The 24,975-nt window shown below is 61.7% G+C and carries 22 protein-coding genes and 1 tRNA gene; 11 read left to right on the top strand and 12 right to left on the bottom strand.

The features are described 5' to 3' along the window. Positions 1 to 213: transposase (locus CHB90_RS18125; RefSeq protein WP_141135920.1), on the bottom strand; the 213-nt coding region annotated here is incomplete at its 3' end. Between the two features lie 3 nt (positions 214 to 216). On the opposite strand from CHB90_RS18125, the gene CHB90_RS18120 reads away from it, so the two are divergent. Further along, on the top strand, positions 217 to 1,071 hold the full coding sequence (locus tag CHB90_RS18120) for a hypothetical protein (RefSeq protein WP_089279262.1): 855 nt from the start codon (positions 217 to 219) through the stop codon (positions 1,069 to 1,071). A gap of 115 nt (positions 1,072 to 1,186) precedes the next feature. On the opposite strand, the gene CHB90_RS18115 is transcribed toward CHB90_RS18120, so the two are convergent. Further along, positions 1,187 to 1,262 (bottom strand) — tRNA-Thr (locus tag CHB90_RS18115). A gap of 488 nt (positions 1,263 to 1,750) precedes the next feature. Between CHB90_RS18115 and dctP the strand changes: the two genes are divergently transcribed. The 5 genes from dctP to CHB90_RS18090 all read left to right on the top strand — a co-directional run bounded on the left by dctP (position 1,751) and on the right by CHB90_RS18090 (position 8,727). After that, positions 1,751 to 2,851, top strand: a complete 1,101-nt coding sequence (gene dctP / locus CHB90_RS18110; protein WP_089279261.1) for a TRAP transporter substrate-binding protein DctP — start codon at positions 1,751 to 1,753, stop codon at positions 2,849 to 2,851. Positions 2,852 to 2,933: 82 nt separating this feature from the next. Then, a complete protein-coding gene (locus CHB90_RS18105; RefSeq protein WP_089279260.1) occupies positions 2,934 to 4,247 on the top strand; it encodes a TRAP transporter small permease subunit in 1,314 nt (437 codons plus the stop codon). 3 nt (positions 4,248 to 4,250) lie between these two features. Beyond that, on the top strand, positions 4,251 to 5,606 hold the full coding sequence (locus CHB90_RS18100; RefSeq protein WP_089279259.1) for a TRAP transporter large permease: 1,356 nt from the start codon (positions 4,251 to 4,253) through the stop codon (positions 5,604 to 5,606). A gap of 276 nt (positions 5,607 to 5,882) precedes the next feature. Beyond that, positions 5,883 to 7,373: a citrate lyase subunit alpha gene (gene citF / locus CHB90_RS18095; protein ID WP_089279258.1), complete on the top strand. Its 1,491-nt coding sequence runs from the start codon at positions 5,883 to 5,885 to the stop codon at positions 7,371 to 7,373. Between the two features lie 151 nt (positions 7,374 to 7,524). After that, a complete protein-coding gene (locus tag CHB90_RS18090; RefSeq protein ID WP_089279257.1) occupies positions 7,525 to 8,727 on the top strand; it encodes an efflux RND transporter periplasmic adaptor subunit in 1,203 nt (400 codons plus the stop codon). Positions 8,728 to 8,766: 39 nt separating this feature from the next. Here the strand turns inward: CHB90_RS18090 and CHB90_RS18085 are convergent, their stop codons facing one another. The 3 genes from CHB90_RS18085 to CHB90_RS18075 are packed head-to-tail and all read right to left on the bottom strand — an operon-like array spanning position 8,767 to position 12,902. Beyond that, positions 8,767 to 10,983: a hybrid sensor histidine kinase/response regulator gene (locus CHB90_RS18085; protein ID WP_089279256.1), complete on the bottom strand. Its 2,217-nt coding sequence runs from the start codon at positions 10,981 to 10,983 to the stop codon at positions 8,767 to 8,769. Positions 10,984 to 10,991: 8 nt separating this feature from the next. Further along, positions 10,992 to 12,164 carry an FIST N-terminal domain-containing protein gene (locus CHB90_RS18080; protein ID WP_089279255.1) on the bottom strand — a complete coding sequence of 391 codons (1,173 nt, stop codon included), beginning with the start codon at positions 12,162 to 12,164 and terminating at the stop codon, positions 10,992 to 10,994. A 39-nt stretch (positions 12,165 to 12,203) separates the two neighbouring features. Further along, entirely contained in the window at positions 12,204 to 12,902 is a 699-nt protein-coding gene (locus CHB90_RS18075; protein WP_245823291.1) for a response regulator, read from the bottom strand. A gap of 298 nt (positions 12,903 to 13,200) precedes the next feature. Here CHB90_RS18075 and CHB90_RS18070 point away from each other — a divergent pair, with 298 nt between their 5' ends. Continuing rightward, a complete protein-coding gene (locus CHB90_RS18070; protein ID WP_089279253.1) occupies positions 13,201 to 15,495 on the top strand; it encodes an arginine/lysine/ornithine decarboxylase in 2,295 nt (764 codons plus the stop codon). An 11-nt stretch (positions 15,496 to 15,506) separates the two neighbouring features. Here CHB90_RS18070 and CHB90_RS18065 read toward each other — a convergent pair whose 3' ends face one another. The 7 genes from CHB90_RS18065 to CHB90_RS18035 all read right to left on the bottom strand — a co-directional run bounded on the left by CHB90_RS18065 (position 15,507) and on the right by CHB90_RS18035 (position 22,074). Then, positions 15,507 to 15,743, bottom strand: a complete 237-nt coding sequence (locus CHB90_RS18065) for a thioredoxin family protein (protein ID WP_089279252.1) — start codon at positions 15,741 to 15,743, stop codon at positions 15,507 to 15,509. Between the two features lie 39 nt (positions 15,744 to 15,782). Beyond that, a complete protein-coding gene (locus CHB90_RS18060) occupies positions 15,783 to 16,841 on the bottom strand; it encodes a permease (protein ID WP_089279251.1) in 1,059 nt (352 codons plus the stop codon). Then, on the bottom strand, positions 16,838 to 17,173 hold the full coding sequence (locus CHB90_RS18055) for an ArsR/SmtB family transcription factor (RefSeq protein ID WP_342744972.1): 336 nt from the start codon (positions 17,171 to 17,173) through the stop codon (positions 16,838 to 16,840). Before CHB90_RS18055 ends, CHB90_RS18060 begins: the two co-directional genes overlap by 4 nt. A 98-nt stretch (positions 17,174 to 17,271) precedes the next feature. Beyond that, complete coding sequence (locus CHB90_RS18050; protein ID WP_089279250.1) at positions 17,272 to 19,041, bottom strand: PQQ-dependent methanol/ethanol family dehydrogenase; 1,770 nt, start codon at positions 19,039 to 19,041, stop codon at positions 17,272 to 17,274. A 321-nt stretch (positions 19,042 to 19,362) separates the two neighbouring features. Continuing rightward, positions 19,363 to 19,764 carry a c-type cytochrome gene (locus tag CHB90_RS18045; protein ID WP_089279249.1) on the bottom strand — a complete coding sequence of 134 codons (402 nt, stop codon included), beginning with the start codon at positions 19,762 to 19,764 and terminating at the stop codon, positions 19,363 to 19,365. 153 nt (positions 19,765 to 19,917) lie between these two features. Beyond that, complete coding sequence (locus CHB90_RS18040; protein WP_089279248.1) at positions 19,918 to 20,904, bottom strand: YVTN family beta-propeller repeat protein; 987 nt, start codon at positions 20,902 to 20,904, stop codon at positions 19,918 to 19,920. 15 nt (positions 20,905 to 20,919) lie between these two features. Then, on the bottom strand, positions 20,920 to 22,074 hold the full coding sequence (locus tag CHB90_RS18035; protein ID WP_089279247.1) for an ABC transporter substrate-binding protein: 1,155 nt from the start codon (positions 22,072 to 22,074) through the stop codon (positions 20,920 to 20,922). A 159-nt stretch (positions 22,075 to 22,233) separates the two neighbouring features. On the opposite strand from CHB90_RS18035, the gene pedF reads away from it, so the two are divergent. The 4 genes from pedF (at position 22,234) to CHB90_RS18015 (ending at position 24,956) form a co-directional block, all read left to right on the top strand. Further along, the gene (gene pedF, locus CHB90_RS18030) at positions 22,234 to 22,917 is read left to right on the top strand and encodes a cytochrome c-550 PedF (protein ID WP_089279246.1); all 684 of its coding nucleotides are present in this window, start codon (positions 22,234 to 22,236) and stop codon (positions 22,915 to 22,917) included. 2 nt (positions 22,918 to 22,919) lie between these two features. Further along, on the top strand, positions 22,920 to 23,825 hold the full coding sequence (locus CHB90_RS18025; protein ID WP_089279245.1) for a substrate-binding periplasmic protein: 906 nt from the start codon (positions 22,920 to 22,922) through the stop codon (positions 23,823 to 23,825). Positions 23,826 to 23,892: 67 nt separating this feature from the next. After that, the gene (locus tag CHB90_RS18020; protein ID WP_089279264.1) at positions 23,893 to 24,420 is read left to right on the top strand and encodes an SRPBCC family protein; all 528 of its coding nucleotides are present in this window, start codon (positions 23,893 to 23,895) and stop codon (positions 24,418 to 24,420) included. A gap of 50 nt (positions 24,421 to 24,470) precedes the next feature. Continuing rightward, positions 24,471 to 24,956: a (2Fe-2S)-binding protein gene (locus CHB90_RS18015; RefSeq protein WP_089279244.1), complete on the top strand. Its 486-nt coding sequence runs from the start codon at positions 24,471 to 24,473 to the stop codon at positions 24,954 to 24,956. The last annotated feature ends 19 nt before the right edge of the window (positions 24,957 to 24,975 follow it).

Here is a 24,975-nt window from a genome sequence, read left to right as displayed (position 1 = left end):
AAAAACACTGCCGCCTTTCTGCACATCAGGCGTTTCACCCGTGGCAGGGGAAAAGCGAGGGTCCTTCAACCATTTGAAAATCAGGTTGGCGTTCATTGAATAGCGACGTGCAACCTGCGCGACAGACACGCCCGGTGCCAAAGCCTGCGCACAGATCAACCGCTTCTCTTCGTCAGCCCAGAACCGCTTCTTCTGACCCTTTTTGCCCGCCATGGAGTGCCTCAAGATGTCCACTATCGATGGTGGACACTATCAGCCGAGGGTTCCGCTCGTCAGAGCGGCGACAGCGGACGGATACACTTCACTGTTACAAACGCGAGATTTGCCCTGCTGACCAACGGGCGAGAGTACCGATTTTTTACTGATCTGGATGAAAGCCACCGGCTCGATAAGCGCCCATTCTTCACTTTCGATTTGCTCGATTTTGGCCCGGCTTCTTTGCTGGAATTGTCCAAGTTTTCAAAAGCTACATTCAGCGTGGAGAACATCTTACAGCAAGCCGAGCGACTGAAATATGTTTCTTCAATCAAGCTTGTCTTGGAAACGTGGATGGACACACCGCCCGAAGCCTTGATCAAACTCGTAGCGAGCGACGTGCATGATGGTCGTCTCAACCAGAGTGTCCGCGACACCATACGAAATGCCATAACCGCTGCGTTCAAAGAAATAGTCAGGGACCGTGTGCGGCTTAGGCTGAATTCAGCGCTGGAAGATCCATCGTCCGATGCCCATGAGGCGGGTGCCGATGGCAAGCAGGAGCCTAAAATTGCTGATAGCGGCGTCGTCACTACGGAAGAAGAAGTTGAAGGGTGGCTTACAATCAAAGCAATCTTGCGGGAAGACATCGATACAGACCGAATTTTCATGCGAGACGCCAAAAGCTACTGCGCTGTTCTCTTGGACGACAACAATCGCAAGCCGATTGCTAGAATGCACTTCAATGGTGCGAGAAAGAAGTTCCTGGGGCTTTTCGATGGCGACACCGAAGAGCGTGTAGAGCTTCAATCAATGAAGGAACTTTTCACGCATGCAGAACGGCTCAAGGCTACTCTAGAGAAGTACCAAACATAGCCCGACTGTTCTTGCCTGCGCTATCCACCACGCTCATTGAGGTGGATAAAGAGGTGGATGCGCAAGTGGCATTCTTTAAATAAGTTAGTTATTTCATGTGGATAGCTGTCATGCATGGTGCCTCAAGAGGGACTCGAACCCCCGACCTTGTCCTTACGAAGGACCTGCTCTACCAGCTGAGCTATTGAGGCAATGCGCCGGTCGTGTAAACACAACGCGCGCGCTGTTCAAGATGGAATCAGAGCGGTTCCCCGGTGATCGCATCGGCAATCAACAGCCCCTGGGACGTTTGTCACGCCGTGCTGGATCGCAGGACGGTAGGGGGCAAGCGCGGTTCAAAGCCGTCACGCCCGGGGCGGTGGGGCAGCCTTCAAACCAAATTAGGGGTTTTGCACATAGGTTTGAACGCCTCGACATCGAGGTGGTGCACCTGTGTGTTCTTGCTTGGTTGGCCAGGAAATCGGTGCATTCCCATGGAAAACCGGTGCCTTTTGTAGCCTGCGCGCCAGTTTGCGCACAAATGTGAAATGGACTCGTCGGTGTGTCTGTCCCCAAGCGCAAAAGTGGTTAGCGCTACCGGAAAGAAAATATTACCAATTTCGAATACAGCCCCTAAAGTAGGCGCAGGGCAACCCGAAGCGCGAACCTCGGGAGTCCGTGAAGTCACGGGAGGACTGACATGACCAACAAGATCACGACGCGCCGCGCGGCGCTGCGCACTCTGGCCGGTGCCGGTGCGGCCACATTGGCCGCTCCGCATATCGCGGGCGCGGCAAGCCACACCAAGACCTGGAAGATCCAGACCAGCTGGCCCGGCGGCGCCGGATTGCAGATTTTCAAGGACTGGTGCGGATCGATCGAGGAAAAGACCGGCGGTGAACTGGCGTTCCAGCCGTTTGGCGCCAATGACGTTGTGGGTGACTTCCAGCTGTTCGACGCGGTCAAGAATGGCGTTCTGGACGCTGTGAACCCGTTTACCATTTACGCTCAGGGCATCATCCCTGCAGCGACGTTCCTGACCTCGATTCCGCTGGGCCTGCGCAACCCGCATGAATTTGACGTCTTCTACTATGGCCTCGGTGGCATCGACATCGCGCGCGAACTGTACGCCGCGCAGGGCATGCATTTTGTCGGCCCGGTCCATCACGGCCCGAACATTATCCACTCCAAGGTGCCGATCCGGTCGATCGACGACTTTGCAGGCCGCAAGATGCGTCTGCCCGGCGGTATGGTCGCGGAGATCTTTACCCAGATCGGTGCGGAAACCACCGTTCTTCCGGGGTCCGAGATTTTCCCGGCGCTGGAAAAGGGCACCATCGACGTGGCCGACTATGTGGGACCGGCGGTCAACTACGCCCTCGGCTTCAGCCAGGTCACCGACTACATCGTCATGGGCCCTCCGGGTTTCATGTCGCTGTACCAGCCGGTCGACATCATGGACATCACCGTGGGCAAGGCCGCGTGGGACGCGCTATCACCGCAGATGCAGCAGTTTGTCGAGATGGAAACCCACGTCTATTCCGACATGCACCACGCCGCGATTCAGGCCGCCGACCAAGAGGCCTGGGGCAAGTTCGAGGCCGACGGCACAGAGGTCACACGCCTGACACAGGACGACGTGGAACTGATGACAGAGGTCGCCGTGCCGATCTGGTACGACTACGCCAACCGCGACCCGCAGGCCGCGCGCGTGTTCAAGATCCAGCTGGATTACATGATGTCCGGCTCTTTGGGCTATGTTGACCCCGCGCTGACACAGGGGCTGGAACTCAAACTCTGAGCGGTCCCTCAGGACCATGTCTTTCGCCCGGCGCCACTGGCGCCGGGCGCTTTCACTCGACTCCAATCTGCAAGGACCGCAAATGCCAAGCCTCAGCTTCACGCTGCCGCATTGGCTCTACTGGGTGGGTCTGATCGTCTTTCCCATCGTCGCGATGATCCTGTCTCGCCGACCCCAGAGGGCCGAAAAACGTTATACGCTGCCGCTGGCCTATATGATCGCCGTCACCGGCGGCATCATCGGGCTGCACCGCTTTTACCTCAAGAACATGCTGGGGCTGGTCTATATCCCGATCTTTCTGTTCATCCTGTATGCGAACGGACAGACACAGGATGCGCGCACGATCCTGTCGAACCATGAAAACCAGTTGCGCGTGGCGCAGCGGGTGATCGACCGCGAAGAGGGGCGTGTCACCGATGCCCGCGCTGGATTGGACGACATGCAGGCCGCCATCGACGCCGCCGAAGAGGGCAGTTTTGCCCGACGCAGTGCGGAAAAGCGGCTGGAACGCGCGCAGGACACCGTCTCCAAGGGCGAAGTGCGCCTGACAGAGGCGCGCGCCACCCTGATCGAGGCGCAGCCGCTGCGCGATCAGGCCGCCGCCACCCGTGCCAATTGGGACAACGCGGCGGGCTATGCGCTCTATGCCATCATCGCGCTCTTGTTGATCGATTTTGTGCTGCTGCCCGGCATGGTGCGTCGCGCGAATGACAACCTGCCCGCGCATGAGGAACTGACAGAGGCCGAAAAGGCCCTGCGCGCCGCCGAGGCCGAAGAGGGGCCAAAACATGACCGCGACTATGCTGAAAACTGGATTGACCGACTGTCGCTGTTCTGCGGTGAGTTTGTCGCCTACTGGGCGGTGATAGCGGTCTTTGTCTACTACTATGAGGTGATCGCGCGCTATGTCTTTGGCTCGCCGACCAACTGGGCTCATGAGGCGATGTACCTGATGTTCGGGATGCAATACCTGATCGCCGGGGCCTATGCGATGATGACCGAAAGCCATGTGCGCGTGGACATCTTTTACGCGCCGCTGACCAAGCCGAAAAAGGCATGGGTCGATCTGCTGACCTCGGTCTTTTTCTTTATCTTCGCGGGCACGCTGCTGGTCACCTCATGGATCTTTGCCATGGACGCCGTTGCGGTGCCGTCAGGCAATTCGATTGTGTCGGACTGGGCGCGCGGGCAGATCACTCTGGGTGAGATGTTTGCAGGTTTTGGAACCAGCCAGTGGACCGACCCGAACATTCGCTGGGGCGAGATCAGCTTTAATGAATGGGAGGTGCCGCTGTGGCCGATGAAATGGGTCATGGTGATAGGTGGACTTTTGCTGGTGCTGCAAGGCGTCTCGAAGGTCTCAAAAGACATCCGTGAAATCGCGCGGGGGAACTGAGGCATGGGAATAGAAATCGGAATTGAGTGGCTGACGCTCATCATGTTCGGCAGCCTTCTGGCGCTGCTCATGGCGGGTCTGCCACTGGCCTTTGTCACCGGGGGTCTGGCCTGTGTGTTTCTGTTTGTGCTGGGCGATGCGCGGGCGCTGAATATCGTGCCCAGTCGCATCTTCCCGCTGATGACAAACTATCAACTATCGGCGATCCCGCTGTTCATCTTCATGGCGGCGATGCTCGAAAGGGCGGGGATCATCAACGACATGTTCGATGTGATCTACAAGGTGCTTGGCGGGGTAAAGGGCGGTCTGGCCTCGGCCACGATCATCGCCTCGACGATCCTTGCGGCCATGGTGGGCGTGATTGGTGCGGCGGTTGTGACCATGGGCATCATCGCCCTGCCGGCCATGTTGAAGCGCCACTATGATCCCAAGATCGCGATGGGGTCGATCATGGCGGGGGGCACGTTGGGCATCCTGATCCCACCGTCGATCCTGGCCATCATCTACGCCGTCGTGGCCGAACAATCGGTCGGGGAACTGTTCATCGGCGCGGTCATTCCCGGTCTGATGCTGTCGGGCATGTACATCGCTTATGTGACCCTGCGCTGCTACATCAACCCCACTCTTGGCCCCGCCATCCCGGTCGAGGAACGCATCTCCAACGCCGACAAGGTAAAACTTGTCGGCAAGATGGCCGCGCCGATCACGCTGGTTGTTGTCGTTCTGGGCATCATCTTTTCCGGCGTTGCCACCCCGGTTGAGGCGGCGGGCATCGGCACCTTTGGGGCCTTCATCGTGGCCGCCATCCACCGCAAGCTGGACTGGCCCACGGTGCGCGAGGCCTGCACAACAACGCTCAAGGCCAGCGCGATGGTCATCTGGATCATGTTCGGCGCGACGATCTTTGTCGGGCTCTATGTGCTGGAGGGCGGTCAGCAATTCGTGCAGGACGCGCTGGCGGCCACGGGTCTGGGTCCATGGGGCGTCCTGATCCTGATGCAGATCCTGCTGGTGGTGTTGGGGATGTTTCTGGACTGGGTCGGCATCCTGCTGCTCTGCGTGCCGATCTTTGTACCGATCATCAAGGCGCTGGGCGCGGCGGCCTTTGGGCTGAACAACCCAGAGGATCTGGTGCTGTGGTTCGGTGTTCTCTACCTTGTGAACATGCAGATGTCGTTCCTGTCGCCGCCCTTTGGCTATGCGCTGTTCTACCTGCGGGGCGTGGCGCCGGATCATATCCCGATGACCGATATCTTCAAATCGGCGCTGCCGTTTCTGGCGCTACAGATATTGGGGTTGGTTCTGTGTATGGTCTTTCCAGAGATCATCACCTGGTTGCCGAACCTGGTTTACGGATGACGCTGAACAGAAAGAGCCCCGCCAACACGGGGCCCTTTCCGGTTTTCCGAACACAATCTGGTGCCGATGGCGGGCAACGCGCAAAGTCAATGTTTTGACGTGGGCCATCTGAAACGGGCGCTTTTCCAGCCGGTCCATGTGCCTTAACCCTGCGGAACGTCGCGGTCAAAGATGTGCCGCCCCAGCCACTGCGCTCCGTCCTGAACGTCTGGCTTCAGTGGCACACCGTACGCAACAGCCGCGCGCCGCATGGCACCGCGACGACGAAAGGTCCCGATGCCCGATCTGCCCTCTGACATCCCCGGCTATGGCCCTCTGCGCCCGCATCGTGCCACCCGCAAAGGCGGCAAGCGGCGGTCCAAATTGCTGCCCGACCTGGACGCCGCAATCGCGGCCTGTGACTTGTGCGACGGGGCGACGATCTCTTTCCACCACCACCTGCGCAACGGCGACGGCGTGTTTAACCTTGTGATGGAGGCCTTGGCGCGGCGCGGCCTGCGGGATCTGCACATCGCGGCCAGTTCAATCTTTCCGGTCCATGCGCCGCTGATCGACCACATCCGCCGTGGCACCGTCAGCCGGATTTCCACCGCTTTCCTGTCCGGCCCGGCGGGTGAGGCCGTCTCACGCGGGGTTTTGCCCACGCCGGTCTCATTGCAAACCCACGGCGGCCGGGCGCGGGCGCTGGATCTGGGGGAATTGCCCGTCGACGTGGCCTTTGTCGCGGCCCCGGCGGCGGATGAGATGGGCAACCTGTCCGGCAGCACGGGTCCGACCGCCTGCGGAACACTGGGCTATCCGATGGTCGATGTCGGAGTCGCGCGCCACACCGTGGCCGTGACCGATACGCTGATGCCATACCCGGTGCCCGCCATCGACATCCCGCAAACCCGCGTGACCTATGTGGTGCAAGTGGCGCACATTGGCGACCCTGCGGGGATCGCCTCTGGCACCACCCGGCCCGCCAGCGATGCAGTCAGCCTGTCCATCGCCGACAGCGCTGCGCAGGTCATCGCCGCCAGCGGACTGTTGCAAGACGGGTTTTCCTTTCAGACCGGGGCCGGGGGCGCGTCACTGGCCACGGCGGCGGCGGTGGGCCGCGAAATGACGGCGCGCGGCGTCACCGGCAGTTTCTGTTCCGGCGGGATCACCGGCTTTCATGTCCAGATGTTGAACGCGGGGCTGTTTCGCGGGCTTCTGGATGTTCAATGCTTCGATCTGGAGGCTGTGCGGTCCTACCGCGATGACCCCCGGCATCAGAGCATGTCCGCCGCCGCCTATGCCGGGCCGCATGTGGGGGGCGCGGTGGTGGACCGCGTGGATGCGGTGGTGCTGGGCGCGGCAGAGGTGGACCTGAATTTCAACGTCAACGTGACCACGCGGGCGGGCGGCACCCTCATCGGAGGATCGGGCGGCCATGCGGATACCGCCGCCGGGTCCAAACTGGCCCTTGTCACCACCCGCTTGACCGCCGCCGGGTTTGCCAAGCTGGTGCCGCAGGTCGGCACCCTGACCACGCCGGGCGAGACCATTGACGTGGTGGTGACAGAGGCCGGGCTGGCGGTGAACCCGGCGCGGCCCGATCTGGCCGAGCGTCTGACCGGCTCGGGTCTGCGTGTCCGGGACATCGCGGACCTTGTGGCAGAGGCCGCCACCGTTGCCACCCGCCCCACACCCCTGAGGGCAGAGGGACGCATCGTGGCCGTTTGTGAATACCGGGACGGCAGCGTGACCGACGTTGTCCGGGCCATCCCCTCTGAAACGTGACCTCTTTGGGTCACTCGGCACTGGAACTCGGCGCTGAATTTGCGACAATCAATCCGGACGGATAAATTTCAGTCCCGCAAGGGCCAGACTCGCAAGGGCCAGACTCGGACAAGGCCAGGGCGCGGCCTGCAACAGGGAAAGAGGATTCAGGATGATCAATCATACCCAACGCGGCTGGCTGGGCGGTGTTTTTGCCGTGTCACTGATGCTGCCGGTGACAGGCATGGCGCAAGATACGCCGGTGGCGGTCGATACAGTGCGCTTGCAGGCGCAAGGGACGCTGACCACCGACACCTTCTTTGGGACGGTGCAGGCGACCGCCATGGTTGGTCTGTCCTATGAGGCGCGCGGCTGCGTGGTCGAAGTGTCCGAACAGGCCAAGCGTGATCGCGTTGCCACTGCCGGACAGGTGCTGGTGCGGCTGGATGGGAAACGGTCGCTGCTGGCGCTGCGCACCGCCGAATCGAGATTGGCAGAGCTGGGCGCCCAGATCGAAGAGCGTGAACTGGACATCGTGTCCGCCGCTGCCGACGACAAGCGCCGCCAGCAGGAACTGGACCTGACCACCGCCGAATTTGAACGCAACAGCACGATGCTGGGGCGCGGTCTGATCAATGAGACCACGATGGAGGGGGTAGAACGCCGTTTCATGGAGGCCCGCTTTGCCGCCGACCGCGCACAAGAGGCCATTGCCACCGCCCGCGCTGCCAAGCGCCGCGCCGAAATCGCGCTGGAAATCGGTGAACTGGACCTGCAAACCGCGCAGTTGAGCCATGACATGCTGGTGCTGACCGCCCCGATCGACGGGGCGCTGGTGGGGTTTGAGACCAATGTCGGCGACTGCGTGCAAGAGGGCGAGCGCGCCGCGCAGATCTATGCGCCCAGCCAGAAATCGGTTGATGTCTTCATCCTGATCCGTCGTCTGTCCGCCAGCGGCCCCAACGGCATCGCCGAGGGGTCGGAGGTGCGCATCACCCGCGTCAACGACCAGACCTGCGGCGGCACGATCACCCGGTTCGACACCGAGGCCGACCTGGAAAACCAGTTCGTCAAGGCTACCATAAAGGTAGACGATTCCTGCGCGCCGGATCTGTTCCTGAACGAGGCGGTCGAGGTCGAGGCAATGATCGACGCGGGCGACGATACCTTTGAAATTCCCACCGCCGCGCTGACCAGTGGCGATACGGTCTACCTGGTGAACGAAGACGGTCTGATGCTGGAAGAGGTTGCAGTCGAGATCCTGCAAACCGGCCTGCGTCAGACCATCGCGCGCATTCCTGCCTCTGCCGGGCGGCTGTTGGTCCGCGATGCCCGCACCGGGTTGGCCGCGGGTCAGACCGTTTCACTGGAATGATGCTGCGCGCGGGCGGTCAGTGTGCCCCGCCCGCGCCGTTCAGGTCATCGCGTTTCGCGTGGCGGCGAACAGAAAGGTTTCCAGTTCCTCTGTATTGATCGGCTTGGTCATCAGGCCAACCTGAGCCGCATCGCACAAAAGGCGCAGTTCATTTGATCGGTTCGCCGACATGAGCCGCGCCGGAAGATGGCTGTCCCGCGCGCGCATCTGGCTCACAAACGCCAAGCCGTCCTGTTTGCCGTCGCCCAGATTGTAGTCGACCAGCAGCGCGTCGGGCAGGATGCCCAGATCGTTCAGCAACGCGTCCGCCTCTTCGGCGTTGGAAGAGTCGAGAACGCTCCCACCCCAGCGTTCGATCAGCAGGCTCAGTGCGCGGCGCAGCTCATTGTCGTTTTCGACCAGCAGGACAATCAACCCGGTGTCGCGCAGACGCTGGCGGGCGGCGGGGCTTTTCTTGAGGGCGGGCACTTCGTTGGCACCGTTAATTCGCTGCGCGCTGAAAAAGAACCGGGTGCCGTGCCCGACAGTAGAGTGTACCCCCAGAGGGTGCCGCAACTGGGCGCAGGCGCGTTCCACGATGGCAAGCCCCAGCCCCAGCCCCTCGTTGACGCTGCTGTTGCGGTCCAGCCGCTCAAACTCGCGAAAGATCCGTTCCTGATCGGCTTCGGCAATACCGGGCCCGGTGTCCCAGACCTCAAACCGCAAAGAGGTTCCTTGTCGCCGCGCGCCCACCAACACACGGCCGGTCGGCGTGTACCGGATGGCGTTGGCAATCAGGTTTTGCAGAATGCGACGCAAAAAGCCGGGGTCGCTGGCCACGCTGCCGGTGGTCGGAACAACCCGCAGGTCCAACCCTTTGAGCGCGGCCATCGGCGCAAATTCATCGCGCAGGGCGGTCAGCAATTGCCGCACGGACACCGCCGTGATGTCGAGGCTTGCCGCACCCGAATCCAGCTTTGAGATATCCAGCAGCGCGTCGATGATGTTTTCCACGCTGCCCAGCGCGCTCAGCGCCTTGTCGGCGGCCTGCTCCGTCTCGCCGCTCTCGCCACTTTCGGAAATGGCCGAGACATACAGCTTGGCGGCCGACAGCGGCTGCAACAGGTCATGGCTGGCGGCGGCGACAAACCGCGACTTTGACGAATTGGCCCGTTCCGCTGTGACCAGCGCATCCTCCAGTTCCAGCGTGCGCTCCATCACCCGCCGTTCCAGCAGTTCGTTGGATTCGGCCAATGCCCGCGCCGCCTGCCGTTCGACCGACACATCGGTAAAGGAGATCACAAAGCCACGGTCGGGCATCTCCTGCGCAAAGACGTCCAGCGTGGTATCCGGCTCTGCGCGGATCTCGAACCGCAGCGGGCGGCGGCCTCGGTCCTGATGCGCCCAGTCGCGCAACCCGCCAGAGCTTGCCACATCAGAATCAAAGCGCGGCTCCAACTGGTCCACCAGCCGGTCAAAATCGACCCCCAGCCGCAGCGAGACCACCGGCACCGACAGCATCTCGCTGATGCGGTCGTTCCAGCCCACCAGCCGCGCGTCCGCATCAAAGATGCACACGCCCTGGTTCAGGTGGTCCAGCGTCGCCCGCAGCATCCGCGCCTGACTGTCCAGCAATTTGCCGCGTTCTTGCCGTTCCAGCCGCATGATGTCGGTCACGTCGGTCTGCAACACCACGGTGCCACCATCGGGCGTGCGATGTTCGCTGACCTGCAACCAGCGGTCCCAGATCAGGCTGACGTTAAAGATTGCGTGCAAATCCTTGTGCCGCTTGAGCCGCTGTTCGGCCCATTGCGCGGGCGTCACGATTTCGGGCAGTTGCAGGAACCGGCTTTCGCTGACCGCCTTGACGTAACTGTCGAACGGCAACCCCTCGGCCAGACGCGGCTGGACGTCGTGCAGCGGCAGGCTGAACCGGCTGTTCCACATCACCAGACGGTCGTCGCGGTCAAACAGGCCAAAGCCTTCCTGAACCGCCTCGATCGCATTGGCGAGGTTCTTGCGCGCGTGTTCCGCCTCATGTTTGGCGCGGGCCAGCGCGGCGTTGGACTGGTTCAGCAGATCCAGCGTGTATTCCAGATCGCGGGTGCGCTGGCGGACCTGATCCTCCAGCATGGCGGCGCGTTCGAACTGGGCATAGGCGGCGCCGGTCTGGTCGGTGTCCTGCTCGACCCGACGCATCAGCGCCTCGCTGATGCGCAACAGCTTTTCGTTTTGCCGTTCGACCGTATCTGCCGGGTCGATCAGGTAGTGGGTCATTTCTCTCGTCACGGGTCCTCGGGTGCGTAAAAGGCCACGCCAGTCATGGTCTGGTTGACGTGCATTCCGTTGATTTGTTCACCGTAGGTCGAAAACCCGGTCACCTTGTGCCGCGCCAGCACCTCGTCCAGCGGGCGTTTGAGCTGTTTTTTCTCGGCCTCGATCCGGCGCAGGATACAGTCACAGGCCAGGATCGCCACAGGCGGGGCATCGCCCGCCAGCGCGGTCAATTGCTGGTCAAGGTGATCGACGATATGGGCCGCTTCGGCCAACGTCAGCACCAGCCCTTCGTCTATGGCGGAAAAGAACTCCAGCGCGCCACCCTCTGTCACCCGTTTGATGGCGCGGACGTGGTGGCTCCCGCCCAGCCGCACCACTATCGGGTTGTCGGCAAAGGTAAAGGTGTCGATCTGGTGCGTGTCCTTGCCCAGCAGGCGGCCCAGTTCGCGCGCGGCGGGTTCGGCGTTGATCTCGTAGACCAGCCGACGTGAGGGATCGGCCCGTGTGACCACCATCCGCAAATCGGTCGGCGTAAAGTGGTTCACGCTGAACACCCGCAGGCGGCAGCGGCTGCGCACCAGCGCCATGACCGCGGCCCTTTCATGGCAAACCCCGTCGAGTGCCACAAAAGTATGTTCAAACCGGACACCGTCGCCCGCCGATCCGCCAAACAGCTGGGTCGGGCCCAGCCCCGCAGCCAGTGACGAGGCCAGCCGATCCTCTTGCATCGACAGCCCGTCGACCATGAGAAAGGCAAACTCATGCTCCATGTCCGCAGCGCGTTGCGACAATGCCGCCCGGGCGCGGATCGTCTGCTGGGTCAATTCATCGCCGGACAGGTCATCCAGATCGCCAAACAGCAGCACCTCGGCCTCAAAGAAATCCTTTGGCAGCGCGATGGCCAGCACCGAGTCCTCGGCATAGCCGCCGCCCATGGCGATCTCACCGGCGGTGGTGCAGGCCATCACCGGGGCCGCGCCAAACCGGGTCTGTGCCTCGGCCAGCAGCCGTTCAAAAGGGGCCGACGGGCTGCAAAAGATCATCACCAGCGCAAACGGCCCTGTGCCAAGGCCCTTGTCCAACTGGTCAATCAGGTCCGGAGCATCGCAATCGACGCAGGCTGTCCGCAGAATGGCGTCATTGTCGACACCCCCCGCAGACGGAGAGGGTGGTCCGTCCATCGGGTCTCCTCCCATGTGGTCTGTTATTTTTGGAACAGACTACGGAGTGTCCGCGCCCCTTGGCAAGAGGTTCGAAAAGCTGGCCTCACCGGCGATCAGCACCGCCTGCGTGCGGCTCTGGACCCCCAGTTTGCGCATGATGGCGGTGACATGCGCCTTGACCGTCGTTTCGGCGATCGACAGGTCATAGGCAATCTGCTTGTTCAGCTTGCCCTCGCAGATCAATTGCAGAATGCGCGCCTGCTGGTTGGTCAGCGTCGACAGCCGCGCCACCGCATCCTCTCCGGCGTTCGCTGATTGCCCGGCACCGGCCACATCGACAAACCCCTCTGGCAGGAACACCTCATCCCGCGCCAGCGCGTCAAAGGCCTGTCGAAAGACACCGCGCTGGCTGTGTTTGGGGACAAAGCCATTGGCCCCGGCCCGCATGACGGAACTGACCATCCGATTGTCTGCCATGGAGGACACCACCATCAACGGCGTTGCCCCGGCGGCGGTCCTGAGACGGATCAGCCCGTCCAACCCGTTCACATCGGGCAGGTTCAGGTCCAGCACGATCACATCCGGCGCAGCCCCCTCTGCCAGCGCGTCCAGCGCGTCTGACAACAGGCTGGCGGTCTCGACCTCCTCGATCCCTGCGACGGTCTTCAGCGTCATGGCCAGCGCGTCACAGAACAACGGATGATCATCGACGATCAGCGCGGAGGCGAAATGCCGCTGAGGCTCAATCTGTGCCATCACTCTGCTCCCCATGGGCCTGTCCCTTGCTGGTATACCATCTGATCCTAACAAAGCATCAGAAACCGCGAACCTGTCCTAAGGTCTTAGGCGTATAACCCCGCCAACCGCCCGGCCAAAAGCCGCTGCGACGCTGGCAAACCCGTCTACGTTGTGGTCAGCGACCCTTGACGGCCCTCAAATCTATTGAGAACAGTTCATGCTGTGTGTTCTGCGCCACGGGGACCAAGGCGGTCTCGTGTCGGCGCGCAGCGTCTGCCTGCAAAAGGTCAGCCCTGTTTTCCTATCGGAGTGTTCCATGAAATTTCGCTTTCCGATCGTCATTATCGACGAGGACTTTCGTTCAGACAACTCCTCCGGGCTGGGCATCCGCGCCGTGGCAGAGGCGATAGAGGCCGAAGGCTTTGAGGTGCTGGGCACCACCAGCTACGGGGATCTGTCGCAGTTCGCGCAGCAGCAATCGCGCGCCAGCGCCTTTGTGCTGTCCATCGACGATGAGGAATTTACCCCCGGTCCCGATCTGGACCCTGCGGTCGTCAACCTGCGCGATTTCATCGAAGAGGTTCGGTGGAAAAACGAGGACGTGCCGATCTATATCTACGGCGAAACCAAGACCAGCCGCCATTTGCCCAACGACATCCTGCGGGAGCTGCACGGCTTTATCCACATGTTCGAGGACACGCCGGAATTTGTCGCCCGCCACATAATCCGCGACGCCAAGGCCTATCTGGAGGGCATCCAGCCGCCGTTCTTCAAGGCGTTGCTGGACTACGCCGAGGATGGTTCATATTCGTGGCATTGTCCGGGGCATTCCGGCGGCGTCGCCTTTCTGAAGAGCCCGATTGGCCAGATGTATCACCAGTTCTACGGTGAAAACATGCTGCGCGCCGATGTGTGCAACTCTGTCGAGGAATTGGGCCAGTTGCTGGACCACAACGGTGCCATTGGTGCGTCGGAACGCAACGCGGCGCGGATCTTCAACGCCGATCACTGCTTTTTCGTCACCAACGGCACCAGCACCAGCAACAAGATGGTCTGGCATCACACCGTCGCCCCCGGCGACGTGGTGGTGGTGGACCGCAACTGTCACAAATCCATCCTGCACAGTATCATCATGACCGGGGCGATCCCCGTCTTCATGAAACCGACGCGCAACCACTACGGCATCATCGGCCCGATCCCGAAATCCGAGTTCCAGATCGAGGCGATCAAGGACAAGATCCGCGCCAACCCGCTGCTGGCGCATGTGGATGCGGATACCGTCAAACCGCGCATCATCACCCTGACGCAGTCGACCTATGACGGCGTGCTCTACAACACCGAAACCATCAAGGATCTGCTGGACGGCTACGTCGAGAACCTGCATTTCGACGAGGCGTGGCTGCCCCACGCCGCGTTCCACCCGTTCTACGGCAACTTTCACGCGATGGGCCGCAAGCGCACGCGGCCCAGCCATTCCGTGACCTATGCCACGCAATCCATTCACAAATTGCTGGCAGGGATCAGTCAGGCCAGCCACGTTCTGGTGCAGGACAGTCAGGATACGAAACTGGATCGCCACCTCTTCAATGAGGCGTACCTGATGCACACCAGCACCAGCCCGCAATACAGCATCATCGCCAGCTGCGATGTGGCGGCGGCGATGATGGAACCGCCGGGGGGCCGCGCGCTGGTCGAGGAAAGCATCCTCGAGTCGCTGGATTTCCGCCGCGCCATGCGCAAGGTCGATGAGGAATACGGTGCGGACGACTGGTGGTTTCAGGTCTGGGGGCCCGAAAAGCTGGACGACGAAGGCGTTGACGATCCCGGCAACTGGGTGCTCAAGAAAACCGATGCGGACGGGGTGCAGGCGTCAGATGGCGAAGAGTCGTGGCACGCCTTTGGCGACATGGCGCCCGGGTTCAACATGCTGGACCCGATCAAATCGACCATTATCACCCCCGGTCTGAACCTTGACGGGCGGTTTGAGGAAACCGGCATTCCGGCGTCCATCGTCACCAAATATCTGGCCGAACATGGCGTCGTGGTGGAAAAAACCGGCCTCTACAGCTTTTTCATCATGTTCACCATCGGGATCACCAAGGGGCGCTGGAATTCCCTGCTGACCGAATTGCAGCAGTTCAAGGACGACTACGACAGGAACCAGCACATGTGGCGCTGCATGCCGGAATTTTGCGCCAAACATCCGCGCTATGAAAAGATGGGCCTGCGCGACCTATGTCAGCATGTGCATTCGCTTTATGCGAAATACGGTGTCGCGATCCTGTCCACGGAAATGTACCTCAGCGATTTGACCCCGGCGATGAAACCCACCGATGCGTTTTCACATATCGCCGCACGGTCCACCCAGCGGGTGCCGATCGATGAGCTTGAGGGCCGCATCACAACCAGCCTTGTGACCCCCTATCCGCCGGGCATCCCGCTGCTGATCCCGGGAGAGGTGTTCAACAGAAAGATCGTCGAATACCTCAAGTTCAACCGCACCTTTGCCCGTGAATGTCCGGGGTTTGAGACGGACATTCACGGCCTTGTGCAAGAGCAGGATGAAAACGGCCATCTACAGTATTTCGCGGATTGCGTGGCAGAGGCCTAGGCCGCGCCGCGCTAGGCCGAAAGCCATTGTTTCAGGTGGGCGGCCTCTGGCAGTCCACCTGCATGGACCATCTTGCCGTCTACCGATACGGCGGGGGTCGACATGACGCCCGCCATGGCCATTGATTTCGGGTCCGAAACCTTTTCGATCTCGACCGTGATGCCCAGGTCAGACGCGACCTGTTTGACCAATGCCTCGGTGGCGTCGCAGCGTTTGCAGCCGGGGCCATAGACCTTGACGGTTTTCATGAGCGGAGTCCTTTCAGGGATGTACGGGGACCGGAACGGTCACAGAAGAAAGTTGAACAAATAGCCGGTGGCAAGGATTCCGGCCGCGACAACGGCGATGAAGATCGCGATCAACCGCAGCGTCAGAACCTGCTTGAGGATGATCATTTCCGGCAAGCTCAGCGCGATCACCGACATCATGAAGGCCAGCGTTGTGCCAAGGGCGGCACCCTTGCCCAGCAAGGCTTCGACAATCGGGATCACGCCGGCGGCATTGGTGTACATCGGCACGCCCACGGTCACAGCGGCGGGAACTGACCACCATGCCTCACCCCCCATGATGCGCAGCATCATGTCTTCGGGGACATAACCGTGTATGGCGGCCCCGATGCCGATGCCGATCAGCACCCAGATCCAGACCTTGCCGACGATCTCGCGCACCTGTTCCACCCCGATCTTCAGCCGGTCAACCAGTGTCAGGCGTGCCTCGGGCAGATCGCCTGTCGGGCCAGCGTTCAGATCGCGCACCCAGTCCTGCAGATACCGCTCCAGCCCCATCCGGCCCATCACAAAGCCCGACAGGGTCGCGATGGAAAAGCCGAACACCAGATAGATCGTCGCGATCTGCCAGCCGACAAGGCCATACAGCAGGCCCAGACCCACCGGACCCACCATCGGCCCCGCGATGAGAAAGGAAAACGTCACCCCCAGCGGAATGCCCGCCGACACAAAGCCAATGAACAGCGGCACCGATGAGCACGAACAAAACGGCGTCAGCACGCCCAGCAGGGCGGCCAGCGGATAGCCCCAGATCTGCCGTTTCCCGGCAAGGATGGCACGGGTCTTTTCCGGGCTGAACCAGCTGCGCAACACCCCGGTGACAAAGACGATGCCGGTCAGCAGCAACAACACCTTTGGCACGTCATAGACGAAAAAGGCGATGGCCTCGCCCGTGTGGCTGTCGCGCGCCACCGGAAACAGGGCTGTCACCCATTCCGACATCGGGATCAGCTGGCCATAGATCAGCCAGCCCAGCGTAGCGACAAGGGGGACACCCACATACCACAGCCAGTCGGGCGCCCGGTGGTGGTGGATCGGGTCATGTGTTTCGGTTGTCATGCCATTTCCTGTTCAAGGCTGGTTTCGGCGGTCAACACGGCGCTGATGACGTCGATGATTTCGGGGGACAGATCGGGGTTGCGCCGATAGCGCACCCATTGCGCGTCACGCCGATCCAGAACCAGACCGGCCTCGCGTAGTACCTTCATGTGACGGGACATCCTGCTCTGGCTGACGTCGAGCCGTTCCATCAGCTCACAGACGCAATGTTCGCCGCCATCCCAGAGAATGGCCAGCGCAGCGCGGCGGGTCGAATCGCATAGGGCGTTGAGAATATCCTGCATGAGGGTGGAGTATGCGCATTGGCGCATATGCGCGTTGATCCATGTCAACGGCTGTGCCCGGCTCAAACACCGGGCCACACGCAGGGCCACAAAAAAAGGGGCGCCCCGCAGGACGCCCCCCTTTGTCTGTCACGATCCGCTCAGGATCATTTCATGCTGGCAAGCTGCTTGGGCAGTTTGAAGGTCCAGACAGTGCCACCCTGATTGAGGTAGTTCACCTTTTTGGCGACCTCGCCACCCCAGAGCGGCACAGCACCACCCCAGCCGGAGGCGATCGAAACATACTGCTCGCCTTCCATTTCCCAGGTCACGGGCTGACCAACGATGCCAGAGCCGGTCTGGAACTTCCACAGAACCTCACCTGTCTCGTCATCCAGCGCGATGAACTCACCCTCGGGCGTGCCAAAGAACACCAGACCGCCGGCCGTGGTCATGACACCACTCCAGAGCGGGGCGTTGTTCTTGTATTCCCACTTCCATTCGCCGGTCGCCGGGTCGATCGCCTTGAGCGAGCCGATGTGGTCTTCGTAGTTCGGCTTGATGGTAAAGCCGGAGCCAAGGTAGGCCGCGCCCTTCTTGTAGGTGATCGGCTCATTCCAGATGTCCATGCCCCATTCGTTGGAGGGCACATAGAACAGGCTGGTCTTCTGGCTGTAGGCCATCGGCATCCAGTTCTTGCCGCCCAGGAAGCCCGGCGCAGAGAACACGACCTCGCCTTTCTTGCCGTCGGCCGCTGCGGCGGGGTCGCCGGGGCGGTTGTCTTCGACATAGATCGGGCGACCGTTCTCATCCAGACCTTCGGCCCAGGTGATGTCCTTGACGAAGGGATAGCCATTCACAAAGGATCCGTCCTCGGCGTTCAGAACGTAGAAGAACCCGTTGCGGTCCGCAGTGGCCAGCAGTGGCTCACCGTCTGCCCCGTCAAAGGCCACGACCTCGTTCACACCGTCATAGTCCCAGCCTTCGCGTGGGGTGGTCTGAAAGTGCCACTTGATCTCGCCGGTCTTGGGGTCGATGCCGATGCGGCTGGCGGCGTACAGGTTGTCACCCATGCCGTCCTCAGAGGGCGTGCCCGCGCCGCGCAGGTGGCTGTTCCACGGTGCCGGGTTGCCCGCACCAAAGATCAGCGTATCTGTACGTTCGTCATAGGACCCGCCCAGCCATGTGGCGCCGCCACCGTTTTTCCACATGTCGCCCGGCCAGGTCGCGTTCAGCGTGCCTGTCATGGTCGACGGCTCGCCGTTCAGCATACCCATGTGGCCTTCGATCACCGGGCGTTCCCAGACCAGATCGCCGTTTTCGACGTTGCGCGCCTGCACCGAACCGATCACGCCAAATTCGCCGCCAGAGTTGCCGGTGATGACAAGACCGTCCACGATCAGCGGTGCGGCGGTGTAGGAATAGCCTGCCTTGTAATCTGCGATCTTGTCGCGCCAGACGACATCGCCGGTGTCCTTGTTCAGTGCCACGATCCGTGCGTCGAGCGTGCCAAAGATCACCATGTCGCCATAGATCGCGGCGCCCCGGTTGACCACGTCACAGCAGGGCAGGATGCCTTCGGGCAGGCGGGCATCGTACTGCCACAGTTCCTTGCCGGTCATCAGGTCGATTGCGTAAATGCGCGAATAGGACCCGGTGATATACATCACGCCGTCATAGATCAGCGGCTGGGCTTCTTGCCCGCGCTGCTTTTCACCGCCAAAGCTGAAGGCCCACGCGGCCTGCAGGAACTTGACGTTGTCCTTGTTCAGCGTTTCCAGCGGGCTGTAGCGCTGCAGGTGACGGCCCATGCCATTGGTCGTGATCTGGGCTGTGAGCGCCTGATCGTCGGCCAGATCGGCCTCGGACACTTGGGCCGTGGCGGCGGTGCCAGCCAACAGGATACTGGCTGTGGCTGCCAGAATGAATCGGTTCATGAGGTTCCCTCCCTTCATCGCCGGGGCGACTTGGATGCTTTGGCACCCCTCCCGGGCGCCTAGTTTCAGTATTCAGCCAAGCCGCCGTCAGAGGTATTGCACCATGGTCGTAGGACCGTGACGGGGCTGACAATTTTCCGAAAAAACAGGGGCATGGCGGGATTCACGACTTTGGTCCAATGTGATCTGGTCACCGATCCATCGCTGTCATGCTGCCATGACGCCGCTTGCAGACCGTGCGCGGCCCTGTCTGGCGAAACGCGTCCCGCCAGAGATCCGGGCAGCCACCGGCTGCCCGATTTGGTTATCGAAATGGGCGGATCACTCTGAAATCGCCGAATTGTCCAGTGTGGTGATGCTGGTCAGATACGACAGGATGAAATCCTGTACCGTGCGATCGTCGATGCCGACATGCCGCATCTTGGTGCCGGGCATGAAACCGGCGTTATCCTCCATCCAGGCCCGTAAGGCCGCGGGGGTCCAGACGATGCCGCTGGCCTCCAGCGCGATGGAATAATCGTAGCCTTCGTAGCTGCCTGCCGCGCGGCCAACCACGTTTTCGAGGGGCGGCCCGTATGAGGCATGGTCGGCGTCCACCGCATGGCAGCGGCGGCATTCAGCGTCGAACAGCGCCTTTCCGGCGGAAATCTTGATATCCGCATAGGTGTCGGCACAGGCCGGACCGCCCAAAAGGGCGGCGGCCGCAAGAATGGTCAGTTTCATCTCAGGTCTCCCGTGGGGCGCGCGAATCCGGTGTCCTGTTCGGTGATCCTGTGGGTTTGGCGGGCAAAAGCCATCCGCTGCTTTGGTCGTAATCTGCCCCGTCCGCTGCCTGGCCCGCTGCCCATCGCGCACGCGGCCCGCCATCAGTCCACCTCAGGGGCGCAGCGCCGCGCCCCAGGGAAAGCGCCCGACCTTGATGGTCTTGATCGCCTTGCGGGACGCCACGTCGATCACCGTCACGTCGCCGGAAACCCCGTTTGTGGTGAACAGCAGCGACTTGTCGGCGTTGAACGCCATGTGCCAGACGCGGCGGCCGACAAGGATGTACTCCTCGACTTCGTAGGTGTCGGCATTGACCACTGCCACATGGTTTGCGGGCCCAAGGGCGACAAAGGCGGTCTTTTCGTCCTCCGTGAATTCAAAACCGACCGGCTGAACGCGGTCAGGGTGGACGCCCTTGACCGCAAATTCCAGTGTGACTTCCTTGGCCTTCGTCTCGACATCAAAGACCGACAGCGTCCCGCCAATTTCCGCCGACACCCAAAGCTGGGTGCCGTTTTTCGTGAACTCCGCATGGCGGGGGCGCGAATCGACCAGCGTGTTCGCGACCAGTTCCTGTGTCTGCGTATCGATCCAATGTGCCATGTTGGTCGTCTCGGACGTGGTGATCACATATTTTCCGTCTGGTGAGACGGCCATCCCCTCCGGTTCGATCCCCACGTCGATCTGGGCCACAACGGTGCGGGTGACCACATCCACAACGGTGGTGATCGCGTCATCCTCATTGGCAATGTAGAGATGCCGGTTGTCCGGGTGCAGGACAAACTGTTCAGGGTCTTCGCCTGACGGCAGGTCGTGCAGGATTTCGCCGCTGACCGGGTCCATGACCTGTACCGTGTCGCTGTCGGACGCGCAGATATACAGCACGCTGTAATCATGGCTAAAGACAATCCCACGCGGGCGCTCGCCGGTGGGCAGGGTGCGGATCACCTCCATCGTTGCGACGTCGATCACGCTGATCGTGTCGTCCTTTTCGTTGGAGACCCAGATTTCCTCGGCCTGCGCGGGGGCGGCCAGCAGGCAGGCGGCAAGGCCTGCGATGAGGACGGATTTTTGGGTATTTTTGCCAAGAAGAAGCATGGGGTGTCCTTAAATTCAGAAGGCGGTGCAGGCGGACTCGGGGCGGTCCTGCCCAAGGGTGTCAAGCTCACTGGTCTGGTGCAGGAAGCCCTCAAGCGGGGCCTGCGCCACCAGCGCCCGGTCGGTGACAAGCGGGATGGGCTGGCGCAGCTGGCCGTTCCAGTTGCGGTACGACATCGGGCGGCCCTTGAAGCCGGCCAATTCGAAATCGGGCCCAAGCAGGAAGGTGCGCAGGGCGGCAGTGTCACCGGAACCGGTGCGGGTGACCGCCTCTCCGATGCTGCGCACGGCGGCCCAGGCGGCGTAGTCGCGTGACCGCATCGGGCGGTCTGCAAGTTTGTCAAAGCGCGATTGCAACTGTGCCGCGCCCCATTGCTCGACGACGTGTGACCAGGTCACTGGCACCAGCCCCTCGGACCCGGCGACCGGGCGCGGGTCCCATGTGTTGTAGGCGATGTAGCGGCCAAAATCGTGGATCTCATCGGCGATCAGCAGGATGTCGTGGTCGCGCAGATCCTGGGTGAACAGCGGCACTTCCTGGCTGGCGGTGCGGCGCATGTCGGCGTCAAAGGCCCATGTCTTTTCCGATCTCAGGCGCAGGCCGAATTTGGTCAGGCTGCCGTGCAGCGCGTCGGCAAAGGCGATGTCGTCGGGGTGCGTGCCGGCGATCAGGGCCAGGTCGTCCCAGCGGCGCTGAACCAGAAATTGCGCCAGCGCGTCGGTGCGCATGGCATTGCTGGGCAGGCTGTGCAGCAGGTTGGCGCGGCAGTCGGCGCCGCGCAGGGAATCGTCCGGCGCGCTGGCGTTGAAGATCAGCGCATTTGCCGCCTCTGGCAGGTCCGCGACCGCCAGCAGCGCCTCTGCCGGGGCGTCCAGCACGATCAGGTCGGTGAGGGCCAGTGCGCTGCGCGCGGCGGCGGGCAGATCACCGCCGGGCGGTACATGTGTCACTTCCATCGTATAGGTCTGGCCCAGAAACCGGCCGGTGGTGGTGTTTTCCTTCAACGCCAATTCCGCGCCCCGCAGCCCCAGATCCTCCGGGATCGGGTCGAGGTTGGACAGGACGGGCGGCTGTTCAATGTCCTGTCGAAGGTAGTGAATCACCACGGAAACGTCGGCCGTTGCGGCCGAGGCGGACAGGCATAACGCCAGAACCGTACGCAAAAACATGTGTGAAATTCCTCCCAATGAGGTCAAGATAGGCACGCGCCGTATGCGCGGAATAGGACCTTGGTCGTGGTTCCGCAGGCATTTGGACTTAGGTCCAATAGCCCCGGTGCGGGCGGCGCTCTTATCAACGTGTCACCCGCACCGAGGAGGAGAAGTTTCATGACCCGCAAGTCAACCGCCCTGACCCTGTCGCTGATCATGGGGGCCACCATGGCCCTGTCGCACGGGGATGTTGCCCCGCAGCCTGTCAACACGGACGCGCTGCCGGACGTGGGCGAGGAATGGCTGATCGAGAACCCGTATCGCGCCATGGATCCAGAGGTCTATCAGGCCGCGATCGAGATCGGTGCCTCTGGTTACAACCAGAACTGCGCCCGCTGTCACGGGCTTGAGGTGATCTCGGGCGGGCTGGCGCCTGACCTGCGGTTTCTTGAGGCCGAGGAATACGGCGATGAATGGTTCATGGAGCGGTTCCGCACCGGCTATACCCAGAACGGCGTGACCAAGATGCCGGCCTTTGGCGAACTTCTGGGTCAAAAGGCCGCCTGGGCGATCCGCACCTACGTCGAGGCGCGCCCGGACGATGAGCAGATGGCCGAGCTGACACCCGAACTCAAAGTGCTGCGCGATCAGTTGGCGGCCTGGGCGGAAAACCCCGAGGGCGCCGATCCCGACGGCATGACCGCCAAGTTGACCGAATTTGCCGACAGCATCGAGACGCTGAGCGGCGCACCTGTTGCCGACAGCGCCGCCTCGCGCGCCGTGGGTGTGCTGGACGGCACCGTTGACGGTTATCGCAAGGCGGCCGAGGCGCTGACCATCGGCCTGTCGGCGGCGCATTGACCATGATCGCAGCGCGCGCTTTTCGTTCCGTTGTCTTGACGCTGGGCCTGTTGGCGGGGCTGGCGACCACGGCGACTGCGCGCTGCGAAGACTGGGTGCCGCAACCCAAGCCGCAAAATGCCAGCCGTGACATCGTGGGTCAGGAACTGGATGTCATTCTGGACCGGGGCTGGATCGAGTTTGCGGTCTATGCCGACTATCCACCCTATTCCTTTGAGGAGGGCGGCAAGCCGCGCGGCGTCGACATCGAGATCGGCAAGCTGATCGCCGAGGATCTCGGCGTGGCACCCCGGTTCAAGCTGGTTGCGGCGGGGGAGAATCTGGACGCCGATCTGCGCAACACCCTGTGGCAGGGGCCGGTTGTGGGTGGCGCGGTGTCGAACGTGATGCTGCGTGTGCCCTATGACAGTGCGTTTACCTGCCGGGTTGAGCAGGTTGTCTTTACCGGCCAGTACCAGACAGAGGGGATCGCCATTGCCTACAACAAGGCGGTCTACCCGGATGAAAAGCCGGTGCCGGCCTATTTTCGGTTCGATACGGTTGCGGTCGAGAACGATTCGATTGCAGATTTCTACCTGACCTCGCTGGCCGGTGGGCAGCTCAAGGCCAACATCCGGCGCTTTCGTGACATGACGCAGGTCATGGCGGCGTTGGCGGCGGGTGAGGTCAAGGCCGCCATGGGGCCAAAGGCGCAGCTGGAGTATGGCCTGACCGATGATCTGGCCGTCCATCAGCCGCCGTTGCCGGGGTTTGCGGTTGGCAACTGGACCATTGGGCTGGGGATCAATTTTCGCTACCGTCCGCTGGCCTATGCCGTGGACGACGCGATTTATGCCGCGCTTTCCGATGGCCGTATCGCGGCGATTTTCGAAAGCTACGGGTTGAGTTTCACACCGCCTGAGCGTTGAGTATGCCGGGCGATGAACAGGAACGGGGTTGCCGCCTGGTGTCCCGCAGAACGAAGAGGGTTCAGAGATGCAAATGAATGACAGCCGCGAGATCGCGGCCCCCCGCGACGTCGTCTGGGCGGCGATTCTCGACCCCGAGGTGCTCAAATCCTGCGTGCCGGGGTGTACCGAGATGACCGGCTCTGCCGAAGAGGGCTTTGAGGCCACGGTGGTGCAAAAGGTCGGTCCGGTAAAGGCGACCTTCAAGGGTCAGGTGACCATGTCCGCGATGGATGCGCCCAATTCGGTGACGCTGTCGGGCGAGGGCAAGGGCGGTGCCGCCGGTTTTGCCAAGGGCGGTGCAAAGGTCGATCTTGAGGAAACCGAGAACGGCGGCACCCTGCTGACCTATGACGTCGAGGCCAAGGTCGGCGGCAAGCTGGCGCAATTGGGCAGCCGCATCATCGACGGCTTTGCCAAGAAGATGGCTGACCAGTTCTTTACCAATTTCCAGAACGCGCTGGAGGCCCCTGCCGAAGGCGAAGAGCTCGCCGCCGCGCCGGATGGCGACGAAAACCACAAGAAAGGCTGGTTCAAACGCCTCGTAAAGGGCTGAAACCGGCAAGATTCATAGACCCAGACAAGATTTATCCAGGGAGGATAGCAATGGCAGAAGTGACGATGAAGGTGAACGGCAAGGCCGTCACCAAGTCGGTCAAGGGCAACACCCTGATGACCGATTTCCTGCGCGACGAACTGCGGCTGACCGGCACCCATGTGGGCTGTGACACCTCACAGTGCGGCGCGTGCAACATTCATGTGAACGGATCGCTGGTCAAAGCCTGCACCATGTTCGCCGCCGAGGCCGACGGCGCCGAGGTGTCGACCATCGAGGGCCAGTCCGCTGCGGACGGCACGTTGAACGTGATCCAGCAGGCGTTTCAGGACCACCACGGATTGCAGTGTGGGTTCTGCACCCCCGGCATGGTGATGGCCGCCGCCTCGCTGCTCAAGGAAAACCCCAAACCGTCCGAGGCTGAGGTGCGTGACTACCTCGAAGGCAACATCTGCCGCTGCACCGGCTACCACAACATCGTCAAGGCGATCCTGGCAGCATCCGGTCAGGACGTTTCGGCCATCGCCGCAGAGTGATCTGATACGCGGGCGGACG

It is taken from the genome of Antarctobacter heliothermus (assembly GCF_900188425.1).
Taxonomy (GTDB): domain Bacteria; phylum Pseudomonadota; class Alphaproteobacteria; order Rhodobacterales; family Rhodobacteraceae; genus Antarctobacter; species Antarctobacter heliothermus.
Note: the sequence above shows the minus strand (reverse complement) of the source record. Positions and strands in the feature narration are given on the sequence as shown.